This window comes from Bacillus cereus group sp. BfR-BA-01309, assembly GCF_022664315.1.
Lineage (GTDB): Bacteria > Bacillota > Bacilli > Bacillales > Bacillaceae_G > Bacillus_A > Bacillus_A mobilis.
In genome coordinates this window covers 87,777-111,178 of record NZ_JAKUHE010000008.1, presented here as the reverse complement: position 1 = coordinate 111,178, position 23,402 = coordinate 87,777, and the positions used below count along the sequence as shown (strand labels likewise).

The window sequence follows — 23,402 nt, the reverse complement described above, 5'->3', positions numbered from 1 at the left end:
TCATTCTCATTATTGATAATGATAAAACATGAACGAATGAATTGCAAACATTATTCTCATTATTTATAATGAGAATAAAAATACATAATAAATAAGGTGAGCGAATGAGTAATAAAGTTGAAATTTTAATGCATCCGGTAAGAATGAAAATTTGCCAAGTGTTAATGAGAAATAGGGAAGATGGGCTAACACCATTAGAAATGGTAAAAATCATTAAAAATGTACCACAAGCCACACTATATAGACAGCTACAAACTATGGTTGATTCTGGTATCGTCCATGTAATTAAAGAAAAAAAGGTGAAATCTGTTTCTGAAAAATATTACGCAATTAATGAAGAAGATGCAAAAATTGAAGGAAGTGAATGGAAAGGCTTATCTGATAATGAAAAGTTAAACTACATTTCCTACTACCAGTTATCACTTATGACACAATATCAAAGCTATCTTAAGAAATTAGAGGAACAAAACAGTCAAGAAGATAGTGCTACTTTTTCTGTAGTAGAATTAAAGCTAGATGAAGAACACTTTGGAAAATTTCAAAGCGAACTTAACGAATTAATGATTAAATACTACAATAGCCAAAGTAAAGATGAAGAAATTGAGGCTCCGGTTCGGACCATCGCTATTACAATTATTCCAGAAACGTAAACTAACTCAACATACATAATACAAGCCGATGCTTCCTTAACATAGGAATCATCGGCTATCTTCATTTCGGAAATTGTTTTTAACTTCTAATCTATAGCTAGCGAAAAAACTGATTTAGAAATTCGAATGTTCTTAAAGATCCTGTCTTTCTTATATTAAATGAATTCTTTTCTTTCTTTTCTCATATTCGTCTCATCCCATCCGCACTCTCTCCAAACACTTTTTAAAAAGAAGCATGGGTAAACTAGGAAATATAAATTAGGAATCCACCAAGAAATATCGAAATCTAAACGGATTGTCCAAAATGCTAGAGCTTGTAACCCTGAACAAAAAGTTAAAATTAATGATAAGAACGCAAAATGGCTCCAAATATGTTTTTGTTTAGAATGTAAATATAAACTTAGAAATCCCGTTAACGAGATTAACAAATCTAAGGGTAAAAAAGACCAGTTCCATGCTACTAAAATAGGGTCTTCATAATCTTTAAACAAATATTCTTGCGGAATCATATGAAAAATTGTTATGAGCCAATATACAACAAACCCAAAATCAGTAATAAAGAAAAAATACTTTAATTGATTCAATGTATACGTTCCTCCACCATTTCTTTTTTCTTCGCTTCATGTGCCGTACTATTAAAATTTAATAGTACGACTCCAATTAAAATAAAAAGAATTGCTAGTATCTTAATTATATTGATACTTTCTCCAAAATAAATAAAACCAATTGTCGTGATCGTTACAATTCCCATACCTGACCAAACCGCATATGCAACGGACATCTCCATCCCTTTTAATGCAAATGACAGAAATGCAAAACTTACTACATAAAATACAAAAATAAGAATGCTTGGTACAAGTTTAGTTAATCCATCAGATAGTTTCATCGCAGTTGTACCTGCTACCTCAAATAAAATTGCTAAACATAAATAAATCCACTGCACTACTCTCCCACCTTCTATTTCGAATTAGAAATTCCATACAGTAACATATCCATAATAGATTCCAGCATACTTCCCAATGTATAATCACTCTTTTCAATAAACATAGGATCATATATGCGATTCATTGCCCCCAAGTATACTTCAATAAAAAACGGAATTTGAATTTTTCTTATGCTTCCTTCTCTCATCCCCTCTTCTATTAAACCAATTACAGTAGACCATCCTTCGCGTAAAAACTGATCTAATTTTAACCATTGGTAATAATGATGTTTTTTTAGTCCTACTAATAAACTTGTATCCATAAATTGAAATTGTTGTGGAATGCAAATTAAGATGAGTCTTATTTTTTCAACTGTTTGTAACGTATCATCATCGGCGATATTTTTTTCCTTTTCTTGAATACTTTCTATTACATTACGAATAACTTCATCTACTATTTCATCTTTTGAAGAAAAGTGCTCATAGATTGTCCTCTTACTGACAGCTAATTGTTTTGCTAAATCACTAATTGTAAATGTAAACCCCTTCGTTTGAATTTGATGAATTGTTTCTGTTACTATTCTTTGCTTCATAATCCGCCCCCTGAACCTTTGGTACCAATTTAGTTTTTTTAGTACCATTTAATTTTACAATATTTAACACAATCTATTCAACTGATTTTTTTGAAACTTCAAACTTTTAATCCGAAACAGGTGGATCCTACCTGCATATTCAACAATCAATTGAATGTATAGAATAATACTGATACATGAAGCTTTAAATAAAGTTAAATGCAACTCTTCTATAAGTCTATGTTGGCACATGTTCTTTTTTAGCTTGATGGATATGAATAGAAAATATCCATCACTAAGCACTACTATTTTTTTAATGAGTAACAAAAAAAGGTTACAAATTCAATTGTAACCTTTTTTCCAAGTGTCTTTTGTTTCATATGATTCCTATAACAATTACAAAGCTAAAATATGGTTTGTAATAGCGTTTATTATATGATCCCAATCGTCGAAATGAATCTCGTGTCCGGATCCGTCTAGAGTTAGTAATAAAACATTTGAAATTTCATTAACTAGAGCAAGACCATGCTCGTATGGAAGCACTGTATCCTCTGTACCATGGATAACCAAAGTAGGGATATTGATTTCTTTTAACTTTCCCTCATAAGAATTATCGCCTTTAAGAAGGGAATGATTAAACATACTGAGTAAGTTATTTGCTCGTTTTATTTCTTTTTCTACCTGCTTATAAGCTCTCTTCTTATCGAATGTATGCTTTGAACCACAAAGTAAGGCTGATCCTGCAACCAAGTAATTTGCAACAGATTCTTTATCCGACCAATTTAGTTTGGCCCCATTAGCATGGTAAGCGAGTATCTTCTCATCGATCGGAGGCAAATTCCGGTTGTTGCCTTCAGAACCAAAAATACCTGATGCAATCAAAGTAATACTTAAAGCTCTCTCTGGTTTCCTTAAAGCTATAATTTGAGCAATCATTCCACCCAATGACATTCCAACAATATGTGCTTCGTCAATTTGATATGCATCGAGTATCCCTACCGCATCATCAGCCATATCTACCACCGTATAATTGGAACTCCCTGGTTCATAAGTAGTTGACCGTCCGACATCTCTATTATCATAACGAATAACATAGTGACCCGTATCAGCTAATTGTTGGCAAAATTCTTCATCCCAGTAAACCATTGAGCACATGGCTCCCATAATCAGTAGGACTGCTGGATCTTCTGAATTGCCAAAGCTCTCTGTACATATATCAATTTCATTAATTTTATTAATCTTTTCATTCATGATTAACTCCTCATTTCATTCTTATTTAGTTAATTAATAAGACACACTCAAATAAACCCATACTTTCCGAAAAAAATAACTGGGCCTAACAAGTTGTGTTTAAAATTAACGTAAACGAATGAACTTAATAATCATAAACACTCTCCTATAAAAAGTGAATAAGGATAAATCCTTTATCCTTATTATAACGTACCTCTATCAGCTATAATAATACTACTCTACAGGTTGGTTACGAATTCGTCGATTCATAGTAACCCAAGTAGCTGTAAACAATATCAATAATAGTATTACAATGATATATAATCCGCTTTGAGGTATCATTGTACCAATCATTACACCCATTAACCCTCCCATAGCTCCTGCTACAATCCCATTTATTATAGGAATCATATCTTGAAATGGAAAACTAATAGTACCGCTAATAAAAACACTAATCAGGAGCCCTATAACATAAGCCATACTTAAATGATGACTCGTAAGGGAGCCAATGACTACACAAACTGTCATTGTAGAAATCATTCCTAAAGACATCGGAACTGAATGGACGATTATACTAGATTGTTCATTCAGTTTGTACAATCGCTCTCGTTGCTTCCAGAATGTATAAAGAATATGACCAATAAGAAGTGCACAAATAAATAAGAAAATAATGGCAAAAAGCCACGATATATCCACAGTGTTCATATGATTCATGTCATGTCTCAATTACATTCCCCTCTCTTGTTATTTCGGACAATATCTTAGATTTCTTAGGGGGCCTTTCTATCCTTTTAAATATATCTGTAAAACATGTTCGGGAATTGCTTTACAATCGCAATCGTTATTGTATCTGCCATTTGTAAGGCTTCTGCTTCAATTTTATCAAATACAGTAATACTAGATTTAAAATCACCTTGGAGCATAAGTACTGCCTCCATTTTAGTAAGTGCCAAATGTTCGAAAAACATTTTTTGGAATTCCTCTCTTGAAATAAAAGGATTTATCCTATTTAGAAATTGAGAAATTTCCGCTCCATTTACATACCACTTTCTCTCAGCAGCCGTTGCAGCCTCTTGATTACCTGCTTTTGCAGCTTTGACAAGTTCCGCAGCAATTACCAAGTGATCCCTTATTAAGTTGTTGTACTTTGTTGCTATTTCATCTCCATAATAAGGTTTTAGTAAATTTCCCATATCTACAGCATTTCGAAGTAGACGGACGGTAACAACGTCTATATCTGGTAAACTAAAAGCTATGCTAATGATCGTCATCCTAGTCCAATTTACATGTTGTTCCCAAACTGAACGCATCGAATTACTTAAATTAACTTTCTGTTGGGTGAAAACAAGGTTCCCTGCCCCATGACATTGATTAATATAGTCACACCTACAATTTTCTCCACACTGACAATAGGGATTTAAACAAGCTGGATTAGAGCAATTACGTTGATAATAAGGATAACCACTGGAATACCCTTGTTCATTTTGCCACATCTTTCATCCCCCCGAAAAACTTTAATTTCCATAAAATATAGGTATTTATCATCATCATATGTAATATTTAGCTAGTTTAGAATTGTAAAAAGAAGATAGAACAGTGTTGAAAGAAACTGGATGACTGTAGATTTAATTGGTATGAATTTTAGAAAACATTATATGATTGATGATTATCTGTGAACTATTCACAACTTAACATGTTTTTTATTACATAAAAAACAGACACCCCAAGGTGCCTTCCTTCAACTTGAACCATCATATTATACTTTCATGACAAATTGGAACTTTGAAATAAAGTTTGCTTAAAAATACTTCACAACCCCATATTTTACGATAAAGAAAAAGAATCTATTTTGAAAAAGTTCGTAAGAATCGAAAAGTAGAATACTGTAATCTGAGAGTAGCAAATATTTGAACAAATGGTTACATTATACTTCAACGCAAAATGAAATACATATAAAGACAGCTGTATTTAATATCGGAATTTTCCGTATATAAAGGTTATTACTAAAACAACCTCGAATAATTGTAATAAATATACATTAGGAGGTTGGTCTATTTTGTTTCGTTCTTTTACAAATGGTTGCGTCGCCTTAGTGCAACGTTTCTTGCCAGAACCGTTTATTTTATCATGTTTATTAACTGTTTTTGTTATTTTCTTCGGCATGTTTGCAACGCACCAAACGCCTGTAGAAATGATTAATCACTGGGGTAATGGAATTTGGGGGCTTCTCGCCTTTTCTATGCAAATGGCACTTGTACTTGTGACAGGATCTGCTTTAGCAAACGCGCCTCTTATTAAAAAAGGATTAACGAAAGCAGCAAAACTACCGAAAACGAATGGACAAGGTATTATTGCCATTTCCATCGTAAGTTTACTAGGAGCATACATAAACTGGGGATTTGGTATTGTTGTATCTGTTTTATATGCAAAAGAAGTGGCAAGACAGCTTGAAGGATTAGATTATAGACTAGCGATTGCCTCTTCTTACTCTGGATTTCTCATTTGGCATGCTGGGCTTTCTGCTTCTATTCCTCTTACGTTAGCAACTGGCGGCGAAACGTTAATTAAAACGACCGCTGGAAGTATTAAAGAAGCGATCCCAATAACAGAAACGCTATTCTCACCATACGCACTCGTTCCAGTTATTATTTTTCTCGTTACGATGCCTCTCATTAATAAAGCGATGCATCCAGATGAAAAACATACGATAACTGTAGATCCTAGCGTATTCCATGAAGAAGCTGCTGCTCAAGAAGTAGGAAACAATACATTTGCCGAAAAAATGGAAAATAGTATCATTATTACACTTTGCGTTGGATTGTTAGGTCTCATTTATATTTTCAATTACTTTTATACGAAAGGCTTTAACCTTACGCTAGACATCGTTATTTTTATGTTATTAATTGCTGGACTTATTTTCCACCGTACTCCGATTCAATATATTCGCGCTTTTTCAGACTCTACGAAAAGTGCTTCTGGTATTTTACTTCAATTTCCGTTTTATGCAGGAATTATGGGGATGATGATTGGAGCAAATAGTGAAGGACTTTCACTTGGAGGAGCTATTTCGAATTTCTTTATTAGCATTTCAAACGAAACAACTTTCCCGCTCTTCACTTTTTTAAGTGCTGGCATCGTTAATATTTTCGTTCCATCTGGTGGTGGTCAATGGGCTGTGCAAGCACCCATTATGATTCCAGCTGGCGCTGAACTTGGTGTACCCGCTGCAAAAACAGCAATGGCAATTGCGTGGGGCGATGCTTGGACGAATTTGATTCAACCATTCTGGGCATTACCGGCATTAGCGATAGCTGGTTTAGGTGCTCGTGATATTATGGGATTTTGCGTTGTTAACTTACTATATGCAGGATTTATCATTAGTCTATGTTTCCTATTTATTTAAACGAAAAGCTAGTTTTATACTAGCTTTTTTACATAATAAATCACTTATTTCCCACGCAATTTATTGCGTCCTCCCACTCTATCTCCGTAAGATATAACGCCTCAAATGCAAAAAAGTCTTCACATACTTTTTCAATTAAATGTGGATTGTTTTTAAGGAAGTTCCACTGTAACGCTTTAGGAAGAAAATACGTTTCATATTCTTTACTTCCTCTTACTACCTCATCCACTTCTCTTTCACAAATCCCTCTTATTAAATAATCATTTCTTAATTGAATCTGTATTTGTTGAAACATTTCACTACATTTCTTCAATTGGATTAAACAATTAATATATGTACGAAAAAGTTCATTATCATACTGACAACAATTTATAATACGTTCCATTTCATTCATAACGTACGAGCCTTTTCTTCTATTTGTAATAACCACTTTTCCCGCTTCTCTACTTTACTCGTTTTCACAGATTGAAAAACAGATCGTTTTATATCGCGAATGCCGCAAAAACGTAACACACCTCTCTTCATCATAATCCAATCTGCTGATCGATATAATAGTGCGACGTACCATAATGGTGAATCTAACGTATTAATTACCCATGCCTTCTTACCTTTCAATAAGCCTTTCGGCAAAGCACCTTCATATTTATAAGCAAATCCAGCAACGAAAATGCGATCAATAAATCCTTTTAAAATAGCAGGCATCCCCCACCACCATACTGGATATATAAAGAGAAACGTATCTGCTTCTTCCACTAACGTTCTGTACCGAGCTGTTTCTTCTTCATTTACTAAATCACGTCTTTTTTTCTCCTCATTAAATACAAGGACTGGATCAAATTGCTCCTTATATAAATCAAGTACCGTAACCGAATGATTAGTTTTTTGTAATCCTTTTTGCACATGCTTTAAAATCGCCGCGTTAAAACTGGAAGGACTAGGATGAGCGTATACAATTAGTACATTCACTACAAAACAGCTCCCTCTATAAGTTAAAGTTTCCCCTTCTTTAACATCTTCTCTACAATTTGCACGTTTTTCGAACTTTGTAATAAACGATTTAATACGGTAAGTAACTCTTCCTTGTCTAAATCTTTCAGTTTCTCTTTCACCGTACTCTTACCAGCACCTTGAATATCATAAACAACTGCGGCCATATGCTTGCAATAGTTTTCATATGGACATTCGCAGCTACTTTCTGTAAAATCTTCGAGATCAATAATTACTTCATAGTTTCCTGCATTTCCAGTAACGAAAGCAAATATTTTCTTGTCTTGTATTTCCACATCTTCTACATGTCCCTCTTCATAATATTCATACCCTTTATCCAAAATGTACTTAGGAATCCATTTCGTTATATCCTGTAATAAGTAAGCGTACATAACAACACCTCTTCCTTTAATTCCCTTTTGACTTCCATAACCCCTGCATGTTATTCTAATAACTGTCAAATAGCAAGTCTATATGACAAAACGACTGACACCTATTCGGCGGAGGTGTCTCTTTTCATTTGCAGCCGATATGAAGTGCCTCTTTCAGGCACATTCAATCTTTGACACTACACACTCAACACCATTCCCTTGTATCAGGCTGCTTAAGCAGTCTTTTACTCTACATACTTCAAAAAAAAGAGAGCTTAGCTCCCTTTTCTCGCCTTATAAAATACCCCTTTTTCAGTATAGAGATATTCATCAGCTAATGTAATTTTCCCATCCAGTTTTAGTTCATCTAATAGTCTTGATAAATAAAATTGATGTAACATCTTTTTCGTGAATTTTCCTTCATGATGCGAAACGATATGTTCTTGAATATCTAACAATGATATTGGCTTATCTTGCTCTATCATATATTCATAAACTGTACTACGCAGTTTTACGTATTTTTCGAGTGTCACAGTAATGCGCAACCCCTTTCTTCTTACTATAAATTTTCGTAATCGGTTTTTTTGCAACAAAAAAACCTCTCCGATAAGAAGAAGTTACGTATATATCTTCGTCTTATCTCCCAGAACAAATATGTTCTGCTGGAATTAGCACCTGCATCGCGGTTGCTGGGTTTCATCGGGCCAGTCCCTCCACCTCTCTGGATAAGAAAATATTCACTTAATTCTTACTATACGTAATTTCATTTTAATTGTCAAACAAATATAACAAATAATATTTTCTCTCTCCCTGTTCATACTATACATATATGAATATGCAAGGAGGATTATGAAATGCACGAAAATGCCCGCGGATATGTACAAGATTCTTTTCAATCATTACAAGAAGCAAAACATTGTTTAGAAGAAGCACTACAGACCGTTGAAAAAGATTTTAATCGCGCACGGATTGAACAATCCCTTTATGCGATCGAACAAGCTATTCAACGTTGTGATTACACGGTTCACATTTTAGAACAAGATTGAAAAAGCTTCCCATCATAAGGTGGGAAGCTTTTTCAAATGGCATACTTCATAAGTATTACCGTTATAATTAAAAAATATACAGAATTAGCAATTTCTAAAATCCCTACTTTTATAATAGAAATCTTTTTACCGTATAACATAATTGCTCGGATGACACTCGGTATAAAAATAAGAGCACACCACGGATTGATAGCAAATACGATGATTGTTAGTAGAATATGATAACCCCATGATATAAAACGATATTTCGGGTTATTTTTCTCACGTATCATCGTTTTCACATAAAACGTACTTCCTAAAAAATATAAAAATGAAATAAGCGCAATAAATAGTGCTGTTTTATCTATAAGTTTCATTGAAAAATAATAACTAACTAAACCACCGATACAGAAAACAATAATCGCACTAATATCATTTAGTAACGCTCTTTCATTTTTTTGACGAGCGTAATATATATTTACTATAAATAATGGAATCATTACTGCTACGAATAAAAGAATGCGCCATTCATATAATAGAGAAATCATCCCAAATACGAAAGCAATGATAAAATATACAATCGCTGCATGTAAATACTCTTTTTTTCGTCTTTGCTTTATGTACGTAAGAAATGGATATGTAGCTAAATAGATAAAGAACCAAGCTAAAAACAATGGAATATGATACATAGTAGGTTTCCCAAGTATGACACTTAATAGAAATGGTATAACGAGCATGGCCCATGCACCGTGTTGCTTCGGAATAACTAACTTCATTAACTATACACCTCCCTTTTGAAAATAGTTCTCACCTACTATTATACAAATAATTTCATATAATAACGGAAGTATATTGAATCGATTTTTTGACAATAAAAAATGCTCCTTACAATATGTAAGAAGCATGAAAGAGGCAAACGAATATGTAAGTCGCGACCCTACCTTATATGAATATGCTTTTTTATGCCATGTTATGCTTATCTAATATGCCATATTTCTTTTTGAATCTTGTAAGAATCGTAATCCAAGACGTACTAAATAATAGTAAGAAAATAACATTCGAAATCGCATGGCTCAAATCGAAATAAAAACTTGCAATATAATATGAAACGACTGCTTCCCACGTTGCCTCACGTATAAACCCGAGAAGCCCCCATAAGTTCATAATCCAGCCAAATAAAAATCCAACAAACAGTCCGTAGAGTAATCTTCCCCATAGCTTTTTCATTAAAAATGTATTACGTAATAATCCAGCTATAAAACCAATCATCCCCCACGAAAACATTTGCCACGGCGTCCACGGACCTTGTCCTAAAAAGATGTTAGATACAATCGCAGCTGTTGCACCGATCATAAAACCAGTTTCACTTCCAAATACAATTGCAGAAACGATAATGACAAAAGAAGTCGGTTGTACACTTGGTAAAAGAGAAAATGGTACGCGGCTAACTGCTGCAATTGCTGCTAACACAGCAACGAGAACAATTTCACGTGAAACAAACGCCTTTCTTTCAAAGCGGATATAAAACGGTAACATAATAACAACTAATAAAAACAAACTACTTAACATGTAGTAACCATCCATGATAAGTGTAGTAAAGAGTAATGTGCCTATTATTACTGCAAAAATACATATTATGAATGCAACATATCGCTTGGACACGCTTCGTACACATCCTCCCACGTTAATGCATATGGCAACTCTTTTCGAATGAATCGATTGATAGATGTTGTATAAAAGAAATTACCACTAAAAAATTCTTTCGGTGCATCATTCATAATAACCGCTCCGTCAAATAACATCATACATTGATCAACGTATTTTGCTGCAAACTCAATATCATGCGTTGCCATTACAATAGTTGTACCTTCTTGTTGTAACCTCCTAAATAGCTCTCCTACTCTTTCTTTCTTCCATGGATCTAATCCTTTTGTCGGTTCATCCAGTAATAATAAAGTTGGCTTTGATAATAACGTCGTACATAACGCGAGTAGTTGTTGCTCACCCCCGCTACAATCGTGCGGATGGCGTTCTTTAAGCGCGTACAACCAAAACTGTTTTAGCGTATCTTCTGCTATTTCTTTTCCTTGTTCTCCGTATAATTCACGTGCACGTTCATACACCTCATCCCACACTGTATCAAATGTAAAATGATAATATGGATGTTGTGATACATACCCGATCCTTTTAAATCGTTCTTTCGAATCAATTTTATGTATCACTTTCCCATTCCACTTTACTTTCCCTCTTCTCGCTTTTTGCAATCCCGCTAAAATCGTTAACAGTGTAGATTTACCTGTACCATTTTTCCCAACGAGAGCTACCCATTTTCCTTTTTCAATCGATACGGTTAAGTCTCGTAAAATAAGTGGACTATTTTTTTCATATTGAAACGAAATATGCTCTGCACTTAAAATAACTTCGTGCTTTTCACTTTGTGCGATTGGCTCATTCACATATGATATCGCTGACAAGTTATTCAGTTTCATTTGCGCTTCTCGCACTGTAAACGGAATATCTTTCGCATTCCACTCTAAAAACAGTCTTGGAATTTGCGGAATAAATGGACGGAACTTTTCAACTTCCCACATGTTCGCTATAACCGTTTTAGGATTTCCATCATACACGATTTGGCCATTATTCATACAAATAACGCGCGTAGCAAGTGGTATCACTTCATCTAAACGATGTTCACTTAAAACGATCGTAATGCCAAGTTCTTCGTTAATACGTTTTAACAATCCTAAAAATTCTTTCGCTGCAATTGGATCTAACTGCGCCGTTGGTTCATCCAATAATAATAATTTCGGCTGCATAACTAGTACAGCCGCTAAATTGACAAGCTGCTTTTGCCCGCCAGATAACGTATGAACAGATTGGTGCAATAAATCTTGAAATCCTAAGAAACTAATGAGCTCTGCTATTCGTTTTTGAATAATATGTGATGGTAATCCAACATTCTCTAAAGAAAATGCTAATTCTTGAATCACTGTATCCATTACGAGCTGATTTTCTGGATTTTGAAATACCATACCAATTTCTTGTGCAGATAATAGATCTGGTACTTCCTCTAATAAAACGTCATCATAAAAAATTTCTCCTGAACGTGTACCGATCGGAAGTAACCCTTTTTTAAAATGTTTTAATAAAGTCGTCTTTCCAGATCCTGATCCTCCAGCAAGTGTAATAAACTCTCCTTTTTGAATAGAAAGAGAAATATGCTGTAACGCATATTCGTTTTCATCAGCATATACAAATGATAAATTATTTATTTCTGCATGCGCCACCATACCCATTCCCTTCCTTCCATTATAATTGGTAAACTAATAAACATCGTAAATACTCCGAACATCATTCCATCGTATTGCTGAAATAGAATAGATTCGACTTTCGGATAAATGATTAACTTTCCTCCGCCATACGTACTACATATAATAGCAATGATAAGTAGAATGCTTAAATAACTGAGCGTATACCAATCTCGTCTTTCCATTCTATACCGAATATATGTCGTACGCTTCGTCACACCAAATCCACGAGCTTGCATAGAATCTGCTGTTTGCAGCGCATCTTCTAACGAACAAATTAATAATACTTGCAGCAATTGCATACCATTTTTCACGCGTTCTACAATTGAACCTGCATCTACTTGTACACCTTTCGTTTTTTGGACGAGTGTTATTTTCTGTAATCGCCTCATAAACAAAGGAACAAACCTCACTGTAATCATCGTTAACAATGCTACTTTCGGTGAAATTCTAGAAAACAAATATAAAAATTTATGACTCGAAATAATATCATTATACGAAGCGAACGTAAACATAATCGCAACTAGTAATAACCCCATTACTACTCCAAACATAATCGCCTCAAGCTTAATACGGCTATCACCTAACCAAAATAATGTAGTTCGACCTCTATGCGTTAATAACGAATTAAATAAAATGACCATAAAAAAGAAAATGATTGTGCCCGGTAACATCTTTCTTATCTTTTCGCTATTCCCTTGCATTATATTTATTATAACAATTAAGAGTATCGCTCCAATTAAAAAAAGAGGATGAAGACACATCATACATAGTATCATCACCCCGATATAATAGAAAAAATTCACAAAAGGATGTAAAGAAGAAAAACTTATTTTCATAGTCCTTTACCGAATGCCTTTCTTATTTTAGTACATACACCCACTCAATTGTATCTCCTGGTTTAACTGTTACTACACCTGCACTATGGTTCGGAAACGCACCGTTCACACGATATTTCCATCCACTAGTAGCTGTAATATCTTTTTCATATAAATCATTAATCCCTTTTACATAAATATCGCCTTTAGATCCATTCGCATCCACATCTAAACCTGTACGTTGCAATACTTTATAAACAGTATCGCCTTCTTGTACATCAACCTTTTTCGCACCTAATAAGTATCCTTCATTACCTTTTACTGAGATAGTGACTTGTTTTGCTTGTGGTTTAGTTGGTTCTGGTACTGTATCTGGTTTAGGTGGCACTGGCTTTGGAACGGGCGGAGTCGGTATCGTTTTCTCCTCTTTATTCGGATCAACCTTCTGCTCCTGCTTCGGTGTTTCTTTCGGTTGCTTCACAACCTTCGCTTCTTCTTTTACTTCTTGCGTTTTTGGTTGCTCTTGTTGTTTCTCTTCTTGTACTTTTTGTTGCTCTTGTTGTTTATTAACAGCAGGCTGTTCCTGAGGTTTCTCTTCTTTCTTTACTTCCGGTTGTGCCTGTGGCTTTTCTTCTTTTGGCTTCTCTTCTACTTTTTGTTCTTGCTTCTCTTTCTGCTCTTCTTGCTGCTTTTTCTCTTGTTCAGCCGGTTTTTCTTCCGGTTTCACTTCATCTTTTTTCTCTTCTTGTTTTGCTACCTCTTCTTGCTTTGGTTCTACTTTCTTCTCAGGCTTTACAGCTGCCTCTTCACATCCGGCAAGTAGCCCAAGTGAAAGCATGAAAGAAATAAACCACTTCATCTTACTCATGTTGTCTCTCACCTTTCATATTAAAAATTAGGAGCAAATGATTGCTCCTAATTTTTGTTAAGCTGCTTTACGTCTCCATAATACATATGCAGAAGCAATACATAATACACCCATACCTACTTCTGTAGCTGCACTATGAGAAGATGCTCCTGTTTTTGGTAACGTACTACCGTTTCCTGACTTTTTGCTTTTAACCGGTTCATTATCGACAACAACTTTTAGCGTGTCATCTTTCGTTTCCTGTTGTACTTGTTTTTGTTCTTGTGGTTGTTCAGTAACTTCTTTTTCTACTACAACATTTTCTGAATCCACATTTGGTTTCGTATCGATTTCAGGAACAGATACATTTGACCAGTCATAAATCGATTTCCCAAGGTCTTTAAACTGAAGTAAAGCTAAGAATGCTTGCTCTGTAGCCATTCCGCTACCGTTTTTATCACTTGGTAACCATTTGAATTCACCATTTGGAAGTTGGTATGATAGTAGATTTTGCATTGCCTTATGTAGACGATGTTGATCTACATCTTTAACAAGTGATAATCCAATAATCGCTTGCGCAGCACTATTAGAATTTTCTTGTCCATCAGCAGAAAAACCACCATTTTCTAGTTGTTCATTATATAAATAGGCAACAGCTTTTTCTACAGCTGGCTTCACATCTGGTCGATCTTGATAAGGAGCTAATGCTGATAAAACCATACCTGTTACATCAACGCTACTAGCACTGTCTTTACTGCTTGCGCTATCGTAAGTCCAGCCGCCATCTGTATGTTGCGCGTTTAAAAGCGCATCAACTAAAGCAACTCGATTCCATTTTGAATTCACTGGAACTTCATATTTCTTCGTATCAAATGCAAGTAAAGCAAATGTATAACCTGTAACAGAATTTACTTTATCTGATTCGTACAATTTTTGAACTAAATTATGTTCGCCTACCTTTGTAGGGTCTGCATGCATTGCATTCATCATAATAATCGTTCTAGCTAAATCTGTCGCTGAAAAACGGTTAATGCGTTTTTCTACTTTTTCAGTTACCGATTTAACATAATTTAATTTCGCCTCAATTGGAACATTCTTTCCAGAACGAGAAAGGCCTAAAGCTACCCAATCACTTTCAATTCCATCTTGTAACATCTTTTCAGACGTCTTAGAGATCGCGTCATTTACTTGCGCTGCTGGAATTTGAATGTTCTCTTGCTTTGGTTGTTCTGGTTTTTCTTGTTTTGGATCATCTGTTTTTGGTTCTTCTGGTTTTTCTTGTTTTGGATCATCTGTTTTTGGTTCTTCTGGTTTTTCTTGTTTTGGATCATCCGTTTTTGGTTCTTCTGGTTTTTCTTGTTTTGGATCATCTGTCTTTGGTTCTTCTGGTTTTTCTTGTTTTGGATCATCTGTCTTTGGTTCTTCTACAGTTTTACAAGTACCAAATTTATCTAATGTTTGCTGTAATGTTTCCTGGCTCATATTGCTCCAGTCTGCAACAAAACGAAAGACAACAACATCTCCAGCATTTAATTTATAACTATCTGCTCCAACTTCTGCAGATTTATCATTTACATCATACAACCAGCCACTTGTGTCCCCAGCCATTAAGCCGTCAATGCCTTTAACATACGTTCCAAAAGACATCGTCTCTGCTGTTACTTTGTCCCCCATGACTTTTTGCAGCAAACTTAAAGCTGTTTCCCCATCTGTAATCTGCTCTTCTTTCGGACATAACATAATGCCCTTTTGTGATTCACCAACAATTGCAAGTTTTGCTGTATTTCCTTCAGCAAACGTAATATGTACTGTATTCGCAAAAGAAACAAATACAAGTGTAACTGCCATTAACGACGTAAGCAGCCATTTTTTCAACATTGCCATCCCAAAATTTCCTCCCTTACTACTATTCACACAAAAAAAGGCCCTTCAAGGGCGTGCAATTGACACTCTTTTTTTGTAAGTGTCGAACAAACTGTGCAACACCTCCGACCCGCATCATTCGCGGCTATATTTGTATAGGAAAAATAATTTTGTTTATGAACGTATCATTGTGATAACATTCACTTTTCTAGGCACAACTTACTTCCATTTCAGTTATCGTAAAACGATAAACCTATACATTCTGTTAATTTTAAATTTCTGTATTATTTTACTATTGACAAAGAATTTTGTCCATGCTTTATCGGATTTATTTTCTAAGAATAGTAACTTACTAACCTTTAACGATGCAAACTCTTTTTACTAATAATGACGCCATCTTCATCCGCATACACATATTCATTCGGTTTCCATTCTACTCGTCCAAATTGCAACGAAATATTCCGCTCTCCTTTTCCCTCTTTTACACTTCTATTTGGCATCGTCCCTAACGCTAAAATACCAATATTAATATTCTTTAGTTCACTAGAATCACGAACATATCCATTTACAATAATCCCTGCCAGCTTTCTTTCCTCCGCAATAGCTGCCAAATTATCGCCCAGTAACGCACAATTCGTAGACGCTCCGCCATCAACAACTAATACCGTTCCTTCTGGTAGTGTTTGCAATCCTTCCTTCACTAGTACATTATCATCCTTCACCTTTACCGTTGCAATTTTCCCGTAAAACTGTTCCTTCTTCCCAAACGACCGAAAAGACTGGCGACATATTTGTAATTCCTTTTCAAACTCATCACATAGATCGGTAGTTTTCCACATCTTTTTCCCTCTTTTCCTTATTCTTTCTATATAACATATTCTTTGATTATTTTCGTTTCCCTGTCTAATGTTGCAAGAATTTGTATATGTAAGAAAAGGACAGAAAAACTATTGCCTTAAGAAGCCACCTTTATTATAATCTATTTCACAGATAAATTTCAGAATATTAAAAATTAACCAAGTGAAAAAGGAGGGATTTTATGCAACTACAGACCGAGGTAAAAAAGCAGCCGAGCAAACGAAAATTTAAAATGCCTGACGCGTACGTACTACTATTTTTTATTGCCTTACTTTGTGCAATAGCTACATATTTCGTTCCTGCTGGAGAGTTTAAAAGAGTTACAAATGGTACTGTTACAACGACAATACCAGGAAGTTATCATTCTGTTCCACAATCGCCAGTAGGATTTGTTTCTTTTTTTACCGCTATTGAAAAAGGAATGACGCTTGCTGCTCCTATCATCTTCTTAATTTTATTTACAGGTGGAGCTATTGCCATTCTTGAAAAAACAGGTGCTCTTGACGGTTTAATCTATCATGTGATTAACAAGTTTCGTAATCAGCAATTACTTTTCATTTGTATTGTCGCTGCACTCTTTTCTATTCTCGGAACGACTGGCATTATCGTTAACTCAGTTATCGGCTTTATCCCCATCGGCATCATCGTTGCACGTACATTAAAATGGGACGCTATCGTCGGCGTAGCAATTATTTACTTAGGCACTTATGCTGGTTTTAATGCTACTATATTATCTCCCTCACCTTTAGGCATTTCACAAAAAATCGCAGAACTTCCGATGTTTTCGGGAATTGGTTTACGCACAGCAATCTATATCTCTTTTTTAATTGCCACCATTTTATATATTAATTGGTATGTAAAACGATTAAAAAAATCGAATAAAGGAAGCATACTCGGAGACAACTGGTTTCCAAGTAATGCTCTTTCAAGTGAGAAAGAAATAGAGAAAACAGAAGTTCCTTGGACAATACGTCATAAATTAATTTTACTCGTTTCAGCTTTATCATTAATTGCATTTTTAATAGGTGCTTTCCGTCTACATTGGACAGACGCAGAAATGACCGCTACTTTTATTTTCATAGCAATTACAGCGGGAATAATAGGCGGCATGAAAGCGAACGATATCGCTTCTACTTTTCTAGCAGGCTGCCAAAATCTCATATACGGTGCTTTAATCGTCGGAATGGCTCGTTGTATTTCAGTCATTCTAGAACAAGGCAAATTACTTGATACAATTGTGAATCAGCTCGCACAATCTCTCGAAGGACAAAGCCCTGTATTTGGTGTTATCGGTATGTATGTAAGTAGTGCCGCATTACATTTCCTCATTTCATCCGGGACAGGAGAATCTGTTATTTTCATTCCGATATTAGCTCCATTAGCTGATTTCATGCACATTACACGCCAAGTTACAGTACAGGCTGTTATGCTTGGAGAAGGTGTAGTGAACTGCCTCAATCCAACTTCCGGTGTTTTAATGGGCGTACTCGCAGCGAGCGGCATTTCTTACGGAAAATGGATTCGATTCATGGCTCCACTTGCATTCATTTGGTTTATTATCGGACTTATTTTTCTTATTATTGGTGTGAATATTGAGTGGGGGCCGTATTAAAACTATGTAACTCTCTCCCCCTATCACTTCATTGTTATCTTATAGTAATAATGCATGCAAAAAAGGATTGATTATTATAATCAATCCTTTTTTGTTTAATCCCTATTAGTTCAAAGTATATATAAATGTATTAATAAAAATCAAAAACACTTGAAGTTGACGTTGGGTCATTTTATATACTGTTAAGTAGCTACTATTTAGCAATTTCATTAAAGAAATTAGAAAATAGGAGGTTTTTAGATGAAACAAGGCGATATTATTATTTATGGATGTGTCATTATAGGTGCAGGTATCGGACTGACATTGGATCATGCATTTCCTGGTGTACTAATTGGATTAGGAACAGGCTACTTACTTAAAAATTTTTTTAGTAAAGAAGAATAGATGTGGTATGAAGAAAATAATCGTTAACAATAAAACCTTAACGTTCAGAAAGGTAGGTTTATCAGTTGATACACATTAATAAAGTTGGAGAATTGACTGGTGTTACAGTAAGGACACTGCGTTATTACGATAAAATCGGATTATTAAAACCAGCATCAAAAACAGAAGGTGGCCATCGTTTATATACAAATGAAGAAATAAAAAAACTACAGCAAGTTCAATTTTTAAAAAAAGTTGGATTTCCGTTGCAAGAGATTAAAAATATGCTCGATTTCAATGAATGGGATTGGTCGGATAGTTTACAGAGTCAATTATCTTACGTAATAAAAGAGCAGGAACATTTAAAGAAAATAGAATTATCCTTACGGGAATTGATAAATGGTATTGCGATAGAAGGGGAAGAAAGCTGGATTGCGATTCAGAAGATTATGCAATTATCCAGCAAAGATAAAGATATACAACAGTATTATCGCGAATCTGTATTTAAAGAAAAAGAAATAAAACTATTGGAAAAGGTTCCTAAAATGGCAAGTGACTGTTCTGATTCACTTGAATGGATTGCTCTCATCGGCCAGTTAAAGCGTTATATGAAGGACGGTCCAAAGGCAACAAAAGTTCAAAATATCATAAGAAGAATGGAGGAAAAACGCTTAGAAGAATTTGAAGGTGAGGATGAATTTCTAAACAAGCTTTGGGAGATAAGAATGTCTCCCAAACAATCAGAGAAACTTAGTTTATATCCAATCGATCAAGATGTGCTTCAGTTTATGAACGAGGCATATGCCATTTTTATGACTGAAAAAAATAATACTGAGCCGAAATAAGGGGGAACGAGAAATGAATGCAGAACAACTTCTCCTTATAGGCGGATTAGCTATATTGGACACGCTAAGCCCTACTACAATAGGAGTAACAATATATCTACTTTTAACAGATAAAGAGCGTCTCACGAAACGTTTACTCGTTTATTTATTGACGGTTGTTGGATGTTATTTTGCTGTTGGAGTTTCACTCATGCTGGGATTAAATTTTTTATTTGAGATTATTTCTGGCGTATTTCAAAACCGAATCGTAAGCTGGACGTTCTTTATTATTGGATCCCTATTATTCATCGCAAGCTTTTATATTCCACCAAAGAAAAGTTCAAAGCTCCCTTCACCAAAATCAAATAGCATTCTTTCAATAATTGCGCTCGGATTCACTACTACATTAATTGAAGCGGGAACTGCATTTCCTTATTTTGCAGCAATCGGCATATTAACTACTTCTAATCTATCATGGATAGAATGGTCTTCTATTTTAGCTGGATACAACTTTATCATGGTATTGCCCTCTCTCTTGCTGTTTCTCCTCTATCTCCTATTTGGTCGATGGATGCAAAAACCTCTCGAGAGGCTTCGAATGAAAATCGCTAATCATTCAGGATCAGCTCTGTCATGGATTATGTGTATAGTTGGCTTCCTCCTAATATTAAATAGCCTGGATTATTTATAGGGGGTTATATAATTGTTCTAACTTTACTTTGAGCCTAAACCTATATTGATTTAGATAAAAGTTTTGAAGCGGAATATGAATTTATACTTCGAACCTTATATAAACACCCCTATACAGAATTTAGTAGTATATTGAATTGATTAAGAGGATTTACTATAGCAATCTAATAATAAAAGCTTATTATCTTACTATAGAATTTACGGTCAGGGAGATATGCTTGGAACTACTAAAGAACTTATACTTATTATTAATCTAAGCTAATCCGTCTTTTACAGACAGTTACTCTCCTTTCCATCTCCCTCATATTCACTTCATGTTGATGTAGGACTCTTATGCGAGATAAAACGCGCATCCATCCAATTCACAATTATTCCTTCCAACTCTAGATGAAGCGGCTTATCTGCACCTTCCGTATAAATCTTTTTAAATTGTAACGCTTTAAAATCACCTTTAAAATATTTTAAGGTATGATCCATATTTTTTATTACATGTACTTCAGAATCACCTTGTACATAATCACCAATTCGCTTCGCTTTTTCAGGGTTCGTCTGAAAGTCTTTATCACCAGCAATCGCTAATACTGGGCACGTTACTTTCATTAAATCTTTATAAATGTCATGTTGAAAATGCTCTCTAAGCCATTTTGCATTCATTGGCTTAAAACCAATTTTCACAATGTCTTTTTTTGAGTTTACCATTTTCTCTGTTGCTTTTTGCGCCTGCTTTTCTCCTCGTTTCTCAATATTGAGAAGACGCATTAACTTTCCTTTTATTCCTTTTTGCTCTTTCAACTCCTTATATATAATCTCTCTTTGTCTTTTCGTAGCCTCTTCTAACGATTCCGCAGCTCCTGTAAGAAGTATGAGTCCATTAACTGATGTTCTTGCGTTAACTACAGTTGCTAACATACACCCTTCACTATGACCAGCTAAAATGATATTTTCCGGATCAACAAATGGTTGTTCTTTTACATACGTAATCATAGCCTCTATGTCATTAACTAAATCCCACATTCCAGTCTTCTGAAATTCCCCTTCACTCTTTCCTACCCCGCGCTTATCAAAGCGGAGCGTTACTACTCCAAGTCTCGCTATTACATGTGCTAAATCTTTGTATATATTCGACGCAAGCTTTAACGGTACAATCGTTCCATCACGATCAATTTCTCCAGATCCAGCGATAATGACAACAGCAGCATACTTCCCGTCAGCTTTCGGTTTAGTAATCGTACCGCGCAAAGTATATTCACTATTTATCGCTACTTCATATTCGTCAAAGGTCATCATATTTGTCCTCCCTCTATTCTTTTATATCCAATTTAAATTTCAAACTCGCTATTATATTTTTGTACTCTCTTACATCTTTCATAGATGCGAAAATGGGGTTCTCTGCAATACCTTGTAACATGCTTCGCTTTATAATATCCTCATTTCTAACCGTTTTAGCGCCAAGCGGAAATTCTGCAAACCATCCATCAATCGCATCAAAATAGGAATCGCCGTGTAAATGCAGGCTATTTATTGTAAAGCTAGACGCACAAACCGATGCATATTTCCGTAGCATTTCTAATGCCCTTTCAAAATCCCCTTGCATGCAATATACTTGTGCAGCAGCATAGTATACTTTTAAAGTCATATTGGGATGTAATGTTTCTATTTCATATATATCTATTAACATGAAAGCTCTATTTAAGATTATCTCTACCTTTTCAGCATTTGAAGCATTTACTACTACATAATTCGGTATTGTTGCAACGAGTTGTATTAAATGTTGATACATACTAATTTGCATTATTTCATTCGCTTTTTCAGTATTTCCAAGCATTTGATACGCCTGTGCGATTAGATCTTCCGCTGGGACGTTAGGACGTATCGTTTCGCCAAGTAATTGAAGCACCTCATTTGGTCTATTGAGTATAAGATAGCAAGTTGCTTGAAACGTTACCGCCTCTTTCACAAGAGAAACATCATCACTTTCTTCCTGCACCCTACTAAAAAGAGACATTGCCTCTTCTAAAATTTCAATTCTTTTATCCGTATCCTCTGTTAACATATGGTGGTTTATAAAAAGTAGTCCCATTTGAAGTAATAACGGAAAACAAGAATAATATTTTTTAATCATTTCTCTGCACTCTATCATTACTTTATCAAACGGTTCTTCACTAAAAGCTTCCGCTAGTCGATGATATAAATTTTTAATATCTTCCTGTTTCATTTGCGGTGTATAACAGATTAGTTCATCAATACTTATGTTAAAGTACGATGCTAACAATGGTAAAAATGTAATATCCGGATAACTCTGCCCTGTCTCCCATTTGGAAACAGATGCCTTCGTAATACCGATATACGCCGCTAACTCTTCCTGTGTAATTCCCTTTTCTTTTCTCTTATCCGCAATAATTTTATGAATCTGAATCTCTCTCACTGTATCACCTCATACTTTTATTATATGTACTATATTCTATACAAAATATGGATTTAAAGTCGACTTTCGTTAACAAAATCAACTGTTAGGAAACATCTCTCTAAAATCAAAGGCAGGAACATATTTGAAATGTTCCTGCCTTTTTATTGTGGGTACCGATACATAGCCATCTAGTTAAGATTTTGAAGTACTGCAAAATCAAAAATTTTATCTCACCACAGTTTTCTATGAGAATCCAGTGTACAGCTCATTTGCATAATTTTCGTTATAGGAAGCTAATTTTTAGTATTACAGCAATCTTTTTTTCATTTTTGATAGTGAATAATTAATATTAGTAAATCTCCGTTTCATTAAACAATTTACCTTATATATTCCAATAGTCACTATTTATATCACTGTTATATTTATATTCAATCTTTTCTTTTCCACACTTTTCACACTTATAAAAACTAGCTGTACCGATCTGTCCTGTTTTAAAATTTTCACTATCTTGAGTTTTAATAAAGTTATATTTATGAATACACTTAGGTTCTTTCACCTTATTTATCCATTCTCTTAACATAAAGTAATTACTCTCCTTTAAAGAATATTCCTCGTGGGTTTTTGTATTTATAAAATCCTACGAAATTTTTTC

General features: G+C 34.8%; 27 protein-coding genes and 1 riboswitch. Of the genes, 7 read left to right on the top strand and 20 right to left on the bottom strand.

All coding sequences use genetic code 11. From position 1 onward, the window contains the following. The first annotated feature begins 104 nt into the window (after window positions 1-104). Entirely contained in the window at window positions 105-650 is a 546-nt protein-coding gene (locus MR115_RS16580; protein WP_242242029.1) for a transcriptional regulator, read from the top strand. A gap of 155 nt (window positions 651-805) precedes the next feature. Here the strand turns inward: MR115_RS16580 and MR115_RS16575 are convergent, their stop codons facing one another. From MR115_RS16575 to MR115_RS16550, 6 genes are all read right to left on the bottom strand, one after another. Next, window positions 806-1,234 (bottom strand): YvaD family protein, encoded by a 429-nt coding sequence (locus tag MR115_RS16575; RefSeq protein ID WP_242242028.1) that lies wholly within the window; start codon window positions 1,232-1,234, stop codon window positions 806-808. Further along, window positions 1,231-1,593 (bottom strand): DMT family transporter, encoded by a 363-nt coding sequence (locus tag MR115_RS16570; RefSeq protein ID WP_242242027.1) that lies wholly within the window; start codon window positions 1,591-1,593, stop codon window positions 1,231-1,233. The genes MR115_RS16575 and MR115_RS16570 overlap by 4 nt, the downstream gene beginning before the upstream one ends. Before the next feature lie 14 nt (window positions 1,594-1,607). Next, window positions 1,608-2,165 carry a TetR/AcrR family transcriptional regulator gene (locus MR115_RS16565; RefSeq protein WP_242242026.1) on the bottom strand — a complete coding sequence of 186 codons (558 nt, stop codon included), beginning with the start codon at window positions 2,163-2,165 and terminating at the stop codon, window positions 1,608-1,610. A 375-nt stretch (window positions 2,166-2,540) separates the two neighbouring features. After that, window positions 2,541-3,395, bottom strand: coding sequence for an alpha/beta fold macrolide esterase (gene mle, locus MR115_RS16560; protein ID WP_242242025.1), 855 nt, complete (start codon window positions 3,393-3,395; stop codon window positions 2,541-2,543). A gap of 213 nt (window positions 3,396-3,608) precedes the next feature. Next, on the bottom strand, window positions 3,609-4,100 hold the full coding sequence (locus tag MR115_RS16555; protein ID WP_242242024.1) for a hypothetical protein: 492 nt from the start codon (window positions 4,098-4,100) through the stop codon (window positions 3,609-3,611). 65 nt (window positions 4,101-4,165) lie between these two features. Further along, window positions 4,166-4,867, bottom strand: coding sequence for an acetylglutamate kinase (locus tag MR115_RS16550; RefSeq protein ID WP_242242023.1), 702 nt, complete (start codon window positions 4,865-4,867; stop codon window positions 4,166-4,168). A 563-nt stretch (window positions 4,868-5,430) separates the two neighbouring features. Here MR115_RS16550 and MR115_RS16545 point away from each other — a divergent pair. After that, window positions 5,431-6,777, top strand: a complete 1,347-nt coding sequence (locus MR115_RS16545; protein WP_000490004.1) for a short-chain fatty acid transporter — start codon at window positions 5,431-5,433, stop codon at window positions 6,775-6,777. Window positions 6,778-6,817: 40 nt separating this feature from the next. Here MR115_RS16545 and MR115_RS16540 read toward each other — a convergent pair whose 3' ends face one another. The 4 genes from MR115_RS16540 to MR115_RS16525 all read right to left on the bottom strand — a co-directional run bounded on the left by MR115_RS16540 (window position 6,818) and on the right by MR115_RS16525 (window position 8,728). Then, window positions 6,818-7,171 (bottom strand): group-specific protein, encoded by a 354-nt coding sequence (locus MR115_RS16540; RefSeq protein ID WP_242242022.1) that lies wholly within the window; start codon window positions 7,169-7,171, stop codon window positions 6,818-6,820. Next, complete coding sequence (locus tag MR115_RS16535; protein WP_071725240.1) at window positions 7,168-7,743, bottom strand: NAD(P)H-dependent oxidoreductase; 576 nt, start codon at window positions 7,741-7,743, stop codon at window positions 7,168-7,170. The genes MR115_RS16540 and MR115_RS16535 overlap by 4 nt, the downstream gene beginning before the upstream one ends. Window positions 7,744-7,766: 23 nt before the next feature. Continuing rightward, complete coding sequence (locus MR115_RS16530; protein ID WP_242242021.1) at window positions 7,767-8,156, bottom strand: SWIM zinc finger family protein; 390 nt, start codon at window positions 8,154-8,156, stop codon at window positions 7,767-7,769. 254 nt (window positions 8,157-8,410) lie between these two features. After that, on the bottom strand, window positions 8,411-8,728 hold the full coding sequence (locus MR115_RS16525; protein WP_242242020.1) for a hypothetical protein: 318 nt from the start codon (window positions 8,726-8,728) through the stop codon (window positions 8,411-8,413). A 40-nt stretch (window positions 8,729-8,768) separates the two neighbouring features. Further along, window positions 8,769-8,867: riboswitch (SAM riboswitch) on the bottom strand. A gap of 122 nt (window positions 8,868-8,989) precedes the next feature. Here MR115_RS16525 and MR115_RS16520 point away from each other — a divergent pair. Then, window positions 8,990-9,181, top strand: coding sequence for a hypothetical protein (locus MR115_RS16520; RefSeq protein ID WP_000545000.1), 192 nt, complete (start codon window positions 8,990-8,992; stop codon window positions 9,179-9,181). 32 nt (window positions 9,182-9,213) lie between these two features. Here MR115_RS16520 and MR115_RS16515 read toward each other — a convergent pair whose 3' ends face one another. The 7 genes from MR115_RS16515 to rraA all read right to left on the bottom strand — a co-directional run bounded on the left by MR115_RS16515 (window position 9,214) and on the right by rraA (window position 16,835). Beyond that, window positions 9,214-9,936 carry a YwiC-like family protein gene (locus tag MR115_RS16515; protein ID WP_242242019.1) on the bottom strand — a complete coding sequence of 241 codons (723 nt, stop codon included), beginning with the start codon at window positions 9,934-9,936 and terminating at the stop codon, window positions 9,214-9,216. A 184-nt stretch (window positions 9,937-10,120) separates the two neighbouring features. After that, window positions 10,121-10,822, bottom strand: a complete 702-nt coding sequence (locus MR115_RS16510) for an ECF transporter S component (RefSeq protein WP_098345562.1) — start codon at window positions 10,820-10,822, stop codon at window positions 10,121-10,123. Beyond that, window positions 10,795-12,456, bottom strand: coding sequence for an ABC transporter ATP-binding protein (locus MR115_RS16505; RefSeq protein ID WP_242242018.1), 1,662 nt, complete (start codon window positions 12,454-12,456; stop codon window positions 10,795-10,797). Before MR115_RS16505 ends, MR115_RS16510 begins: the two co-directional genes overlap by 28 nt. After that, window positions 12,429-13,307, bottom strand: coding sequence for an energy-coupling factor transporter transmembrane component T (locus MR115_RS16500; protein WP_242242017.1), 879 nt, complete (start codon window positions 13,305-13,307; stop codon window positions 12,429-12,431). Before MR115_RS16500 ends, MR115_RS16505 begins: the two co-directional genes overlap by 28 nt. Window positions 13,308-13,329: 22 nt before the next feature. Next, on the bottom strand, window positions 13,330-14,154 hold the full coding sequence (locus MR115_RS16495) for a DUF4430 domain-containing protein (RefSeq protein ID WP_242242016.1): 825 nt from the start codon (window positions 14,152-14,154) through the stop codon (window positions 13,330-13,332). A gap of 57 nt (window positions 14,155-14,211) precedes the next feature. Next, entirely contained in the window at window positions 14,212-16,017 is a 1,806-nt protein-coding gene (locus tag MR115_RS16490; protein ID WP_242242015.1) for a DUF4430 domain-containing protein, read from the bottom strand. 338 nt (window positions 16,018-16,355) lie between these two features. Then, the gene (rraA, locus tag MR115_RS16485; protein WP_061679198.1) at window positions 16,356-16,835 is read right to left on the bottom strand and encodes a ribonuclease E activity regulator RraA; all 480 of its coding nucleotides are present in this window, start codon (window positions 16,833-16,835) and stop codon (window positions 16,356-16,358) included. A gap of 200 nt (window positions 16,836-17,035) precedes the next feature. Here rraA and MR115_RS16480 point away from each other — a divergent pair, with 200 nt between their 5' ends. The 4 genes from MR115_RS16480 to MR115_RS16465 all read left to right on the top strand — a co-directional run bounded on the left by MR115_RS16480 (window position 17,036) and on the right by MR115_RS16465 (window position 20,344). Next, a complete protein-coding gene (locus tag MR115_RS16480; protein ID WP_242242014.1) occupies window positions 17,036-18,466 on the top strand; it encodes a YfcC family protein in 1,431 nt (476 codons plus the stop codon). A 240-nt stretch (window positions 18,467-18,706) separates the two neighbouring features. Continuing rightward, window positions 18,707-18,850 carry a hypothetical protein gene (locus MR115_RS16475; RefSeq protein ID WP_242242013.1) on the top strand — a complete coding sequence of 48 codons (144 nt, stop codon included), beginning with the start codon at window positions 18,707-18,709 and terminating at the stop codon, window positions 18,848-18,850. Window positions 18,851-18,915: 65 nt separating this feature from the next. After that, window positions 18,916-19,674, top strand: a complete 759-nt coding sequence (locus tag MR115_RS16470) for a MerR family transcriptional regulator (protein ID WP_242242012.1) — start codon at window positions 18,916-18,918, stop codon at window positions 19,672-19,674. Window positions 19,675-19,687: 13 nt separating this feature from the next. Continuing rightward, a complete protein-coding gene (locus MR115_RS16465) occupies window positions 19,688-20,344 on the top strand; it encodes a GAP family protein (RefSeq protein WP_242242011.1) in 657 nt (218 codons plus the stop codon). Window positions 20,345-20,655: 311 nt separating this feature from the next. Here MR115_RS16465 and MR115_RS16460 read toward each other — a convergent pair whose 3' ends face one another. The 3 genes from MR115_RS16460 to MR115_RS16450 form a co-directional block, all read right to left on the bottom strand. After that, a complete protein-coding gene (locus MR115_RS16460) occupies window positions 20,656-21,630 on the bottom strand; it encodes an alpha/beta hydrolase (RefSeq protein ID WP_242242010.1) in 975 nt (324 codons plus the stop codon). A gap of 13 nt (window positions 21,631-21,643) precedes the next feature. Continuing rightward, window positions 21,644-22,768, bottom strand: coding sequence for a helix-turn-helix domain-containing protein (locus tag MR115_RS16455; protein ID WP_242242009.1), 1,125 nt, complete (start codon window positions 22,766-22,768; stop codon window positions 21,644-21,646). Between the two features lie 364 nt (window positions 22,769-23,132). Further along, complete coding sequence (locus tag MR115_RS16450) at window positions 23,133-23,330, bottom strand: hypothetical protein (protein ID WP_098604868.1); 198 nt, start codon at window positions 23,328-23,330, stop codon at window positions 23,133-23,135. Between the last annotated feature and the right edge of the window lie 72 nt (window positions 23,331-23,402).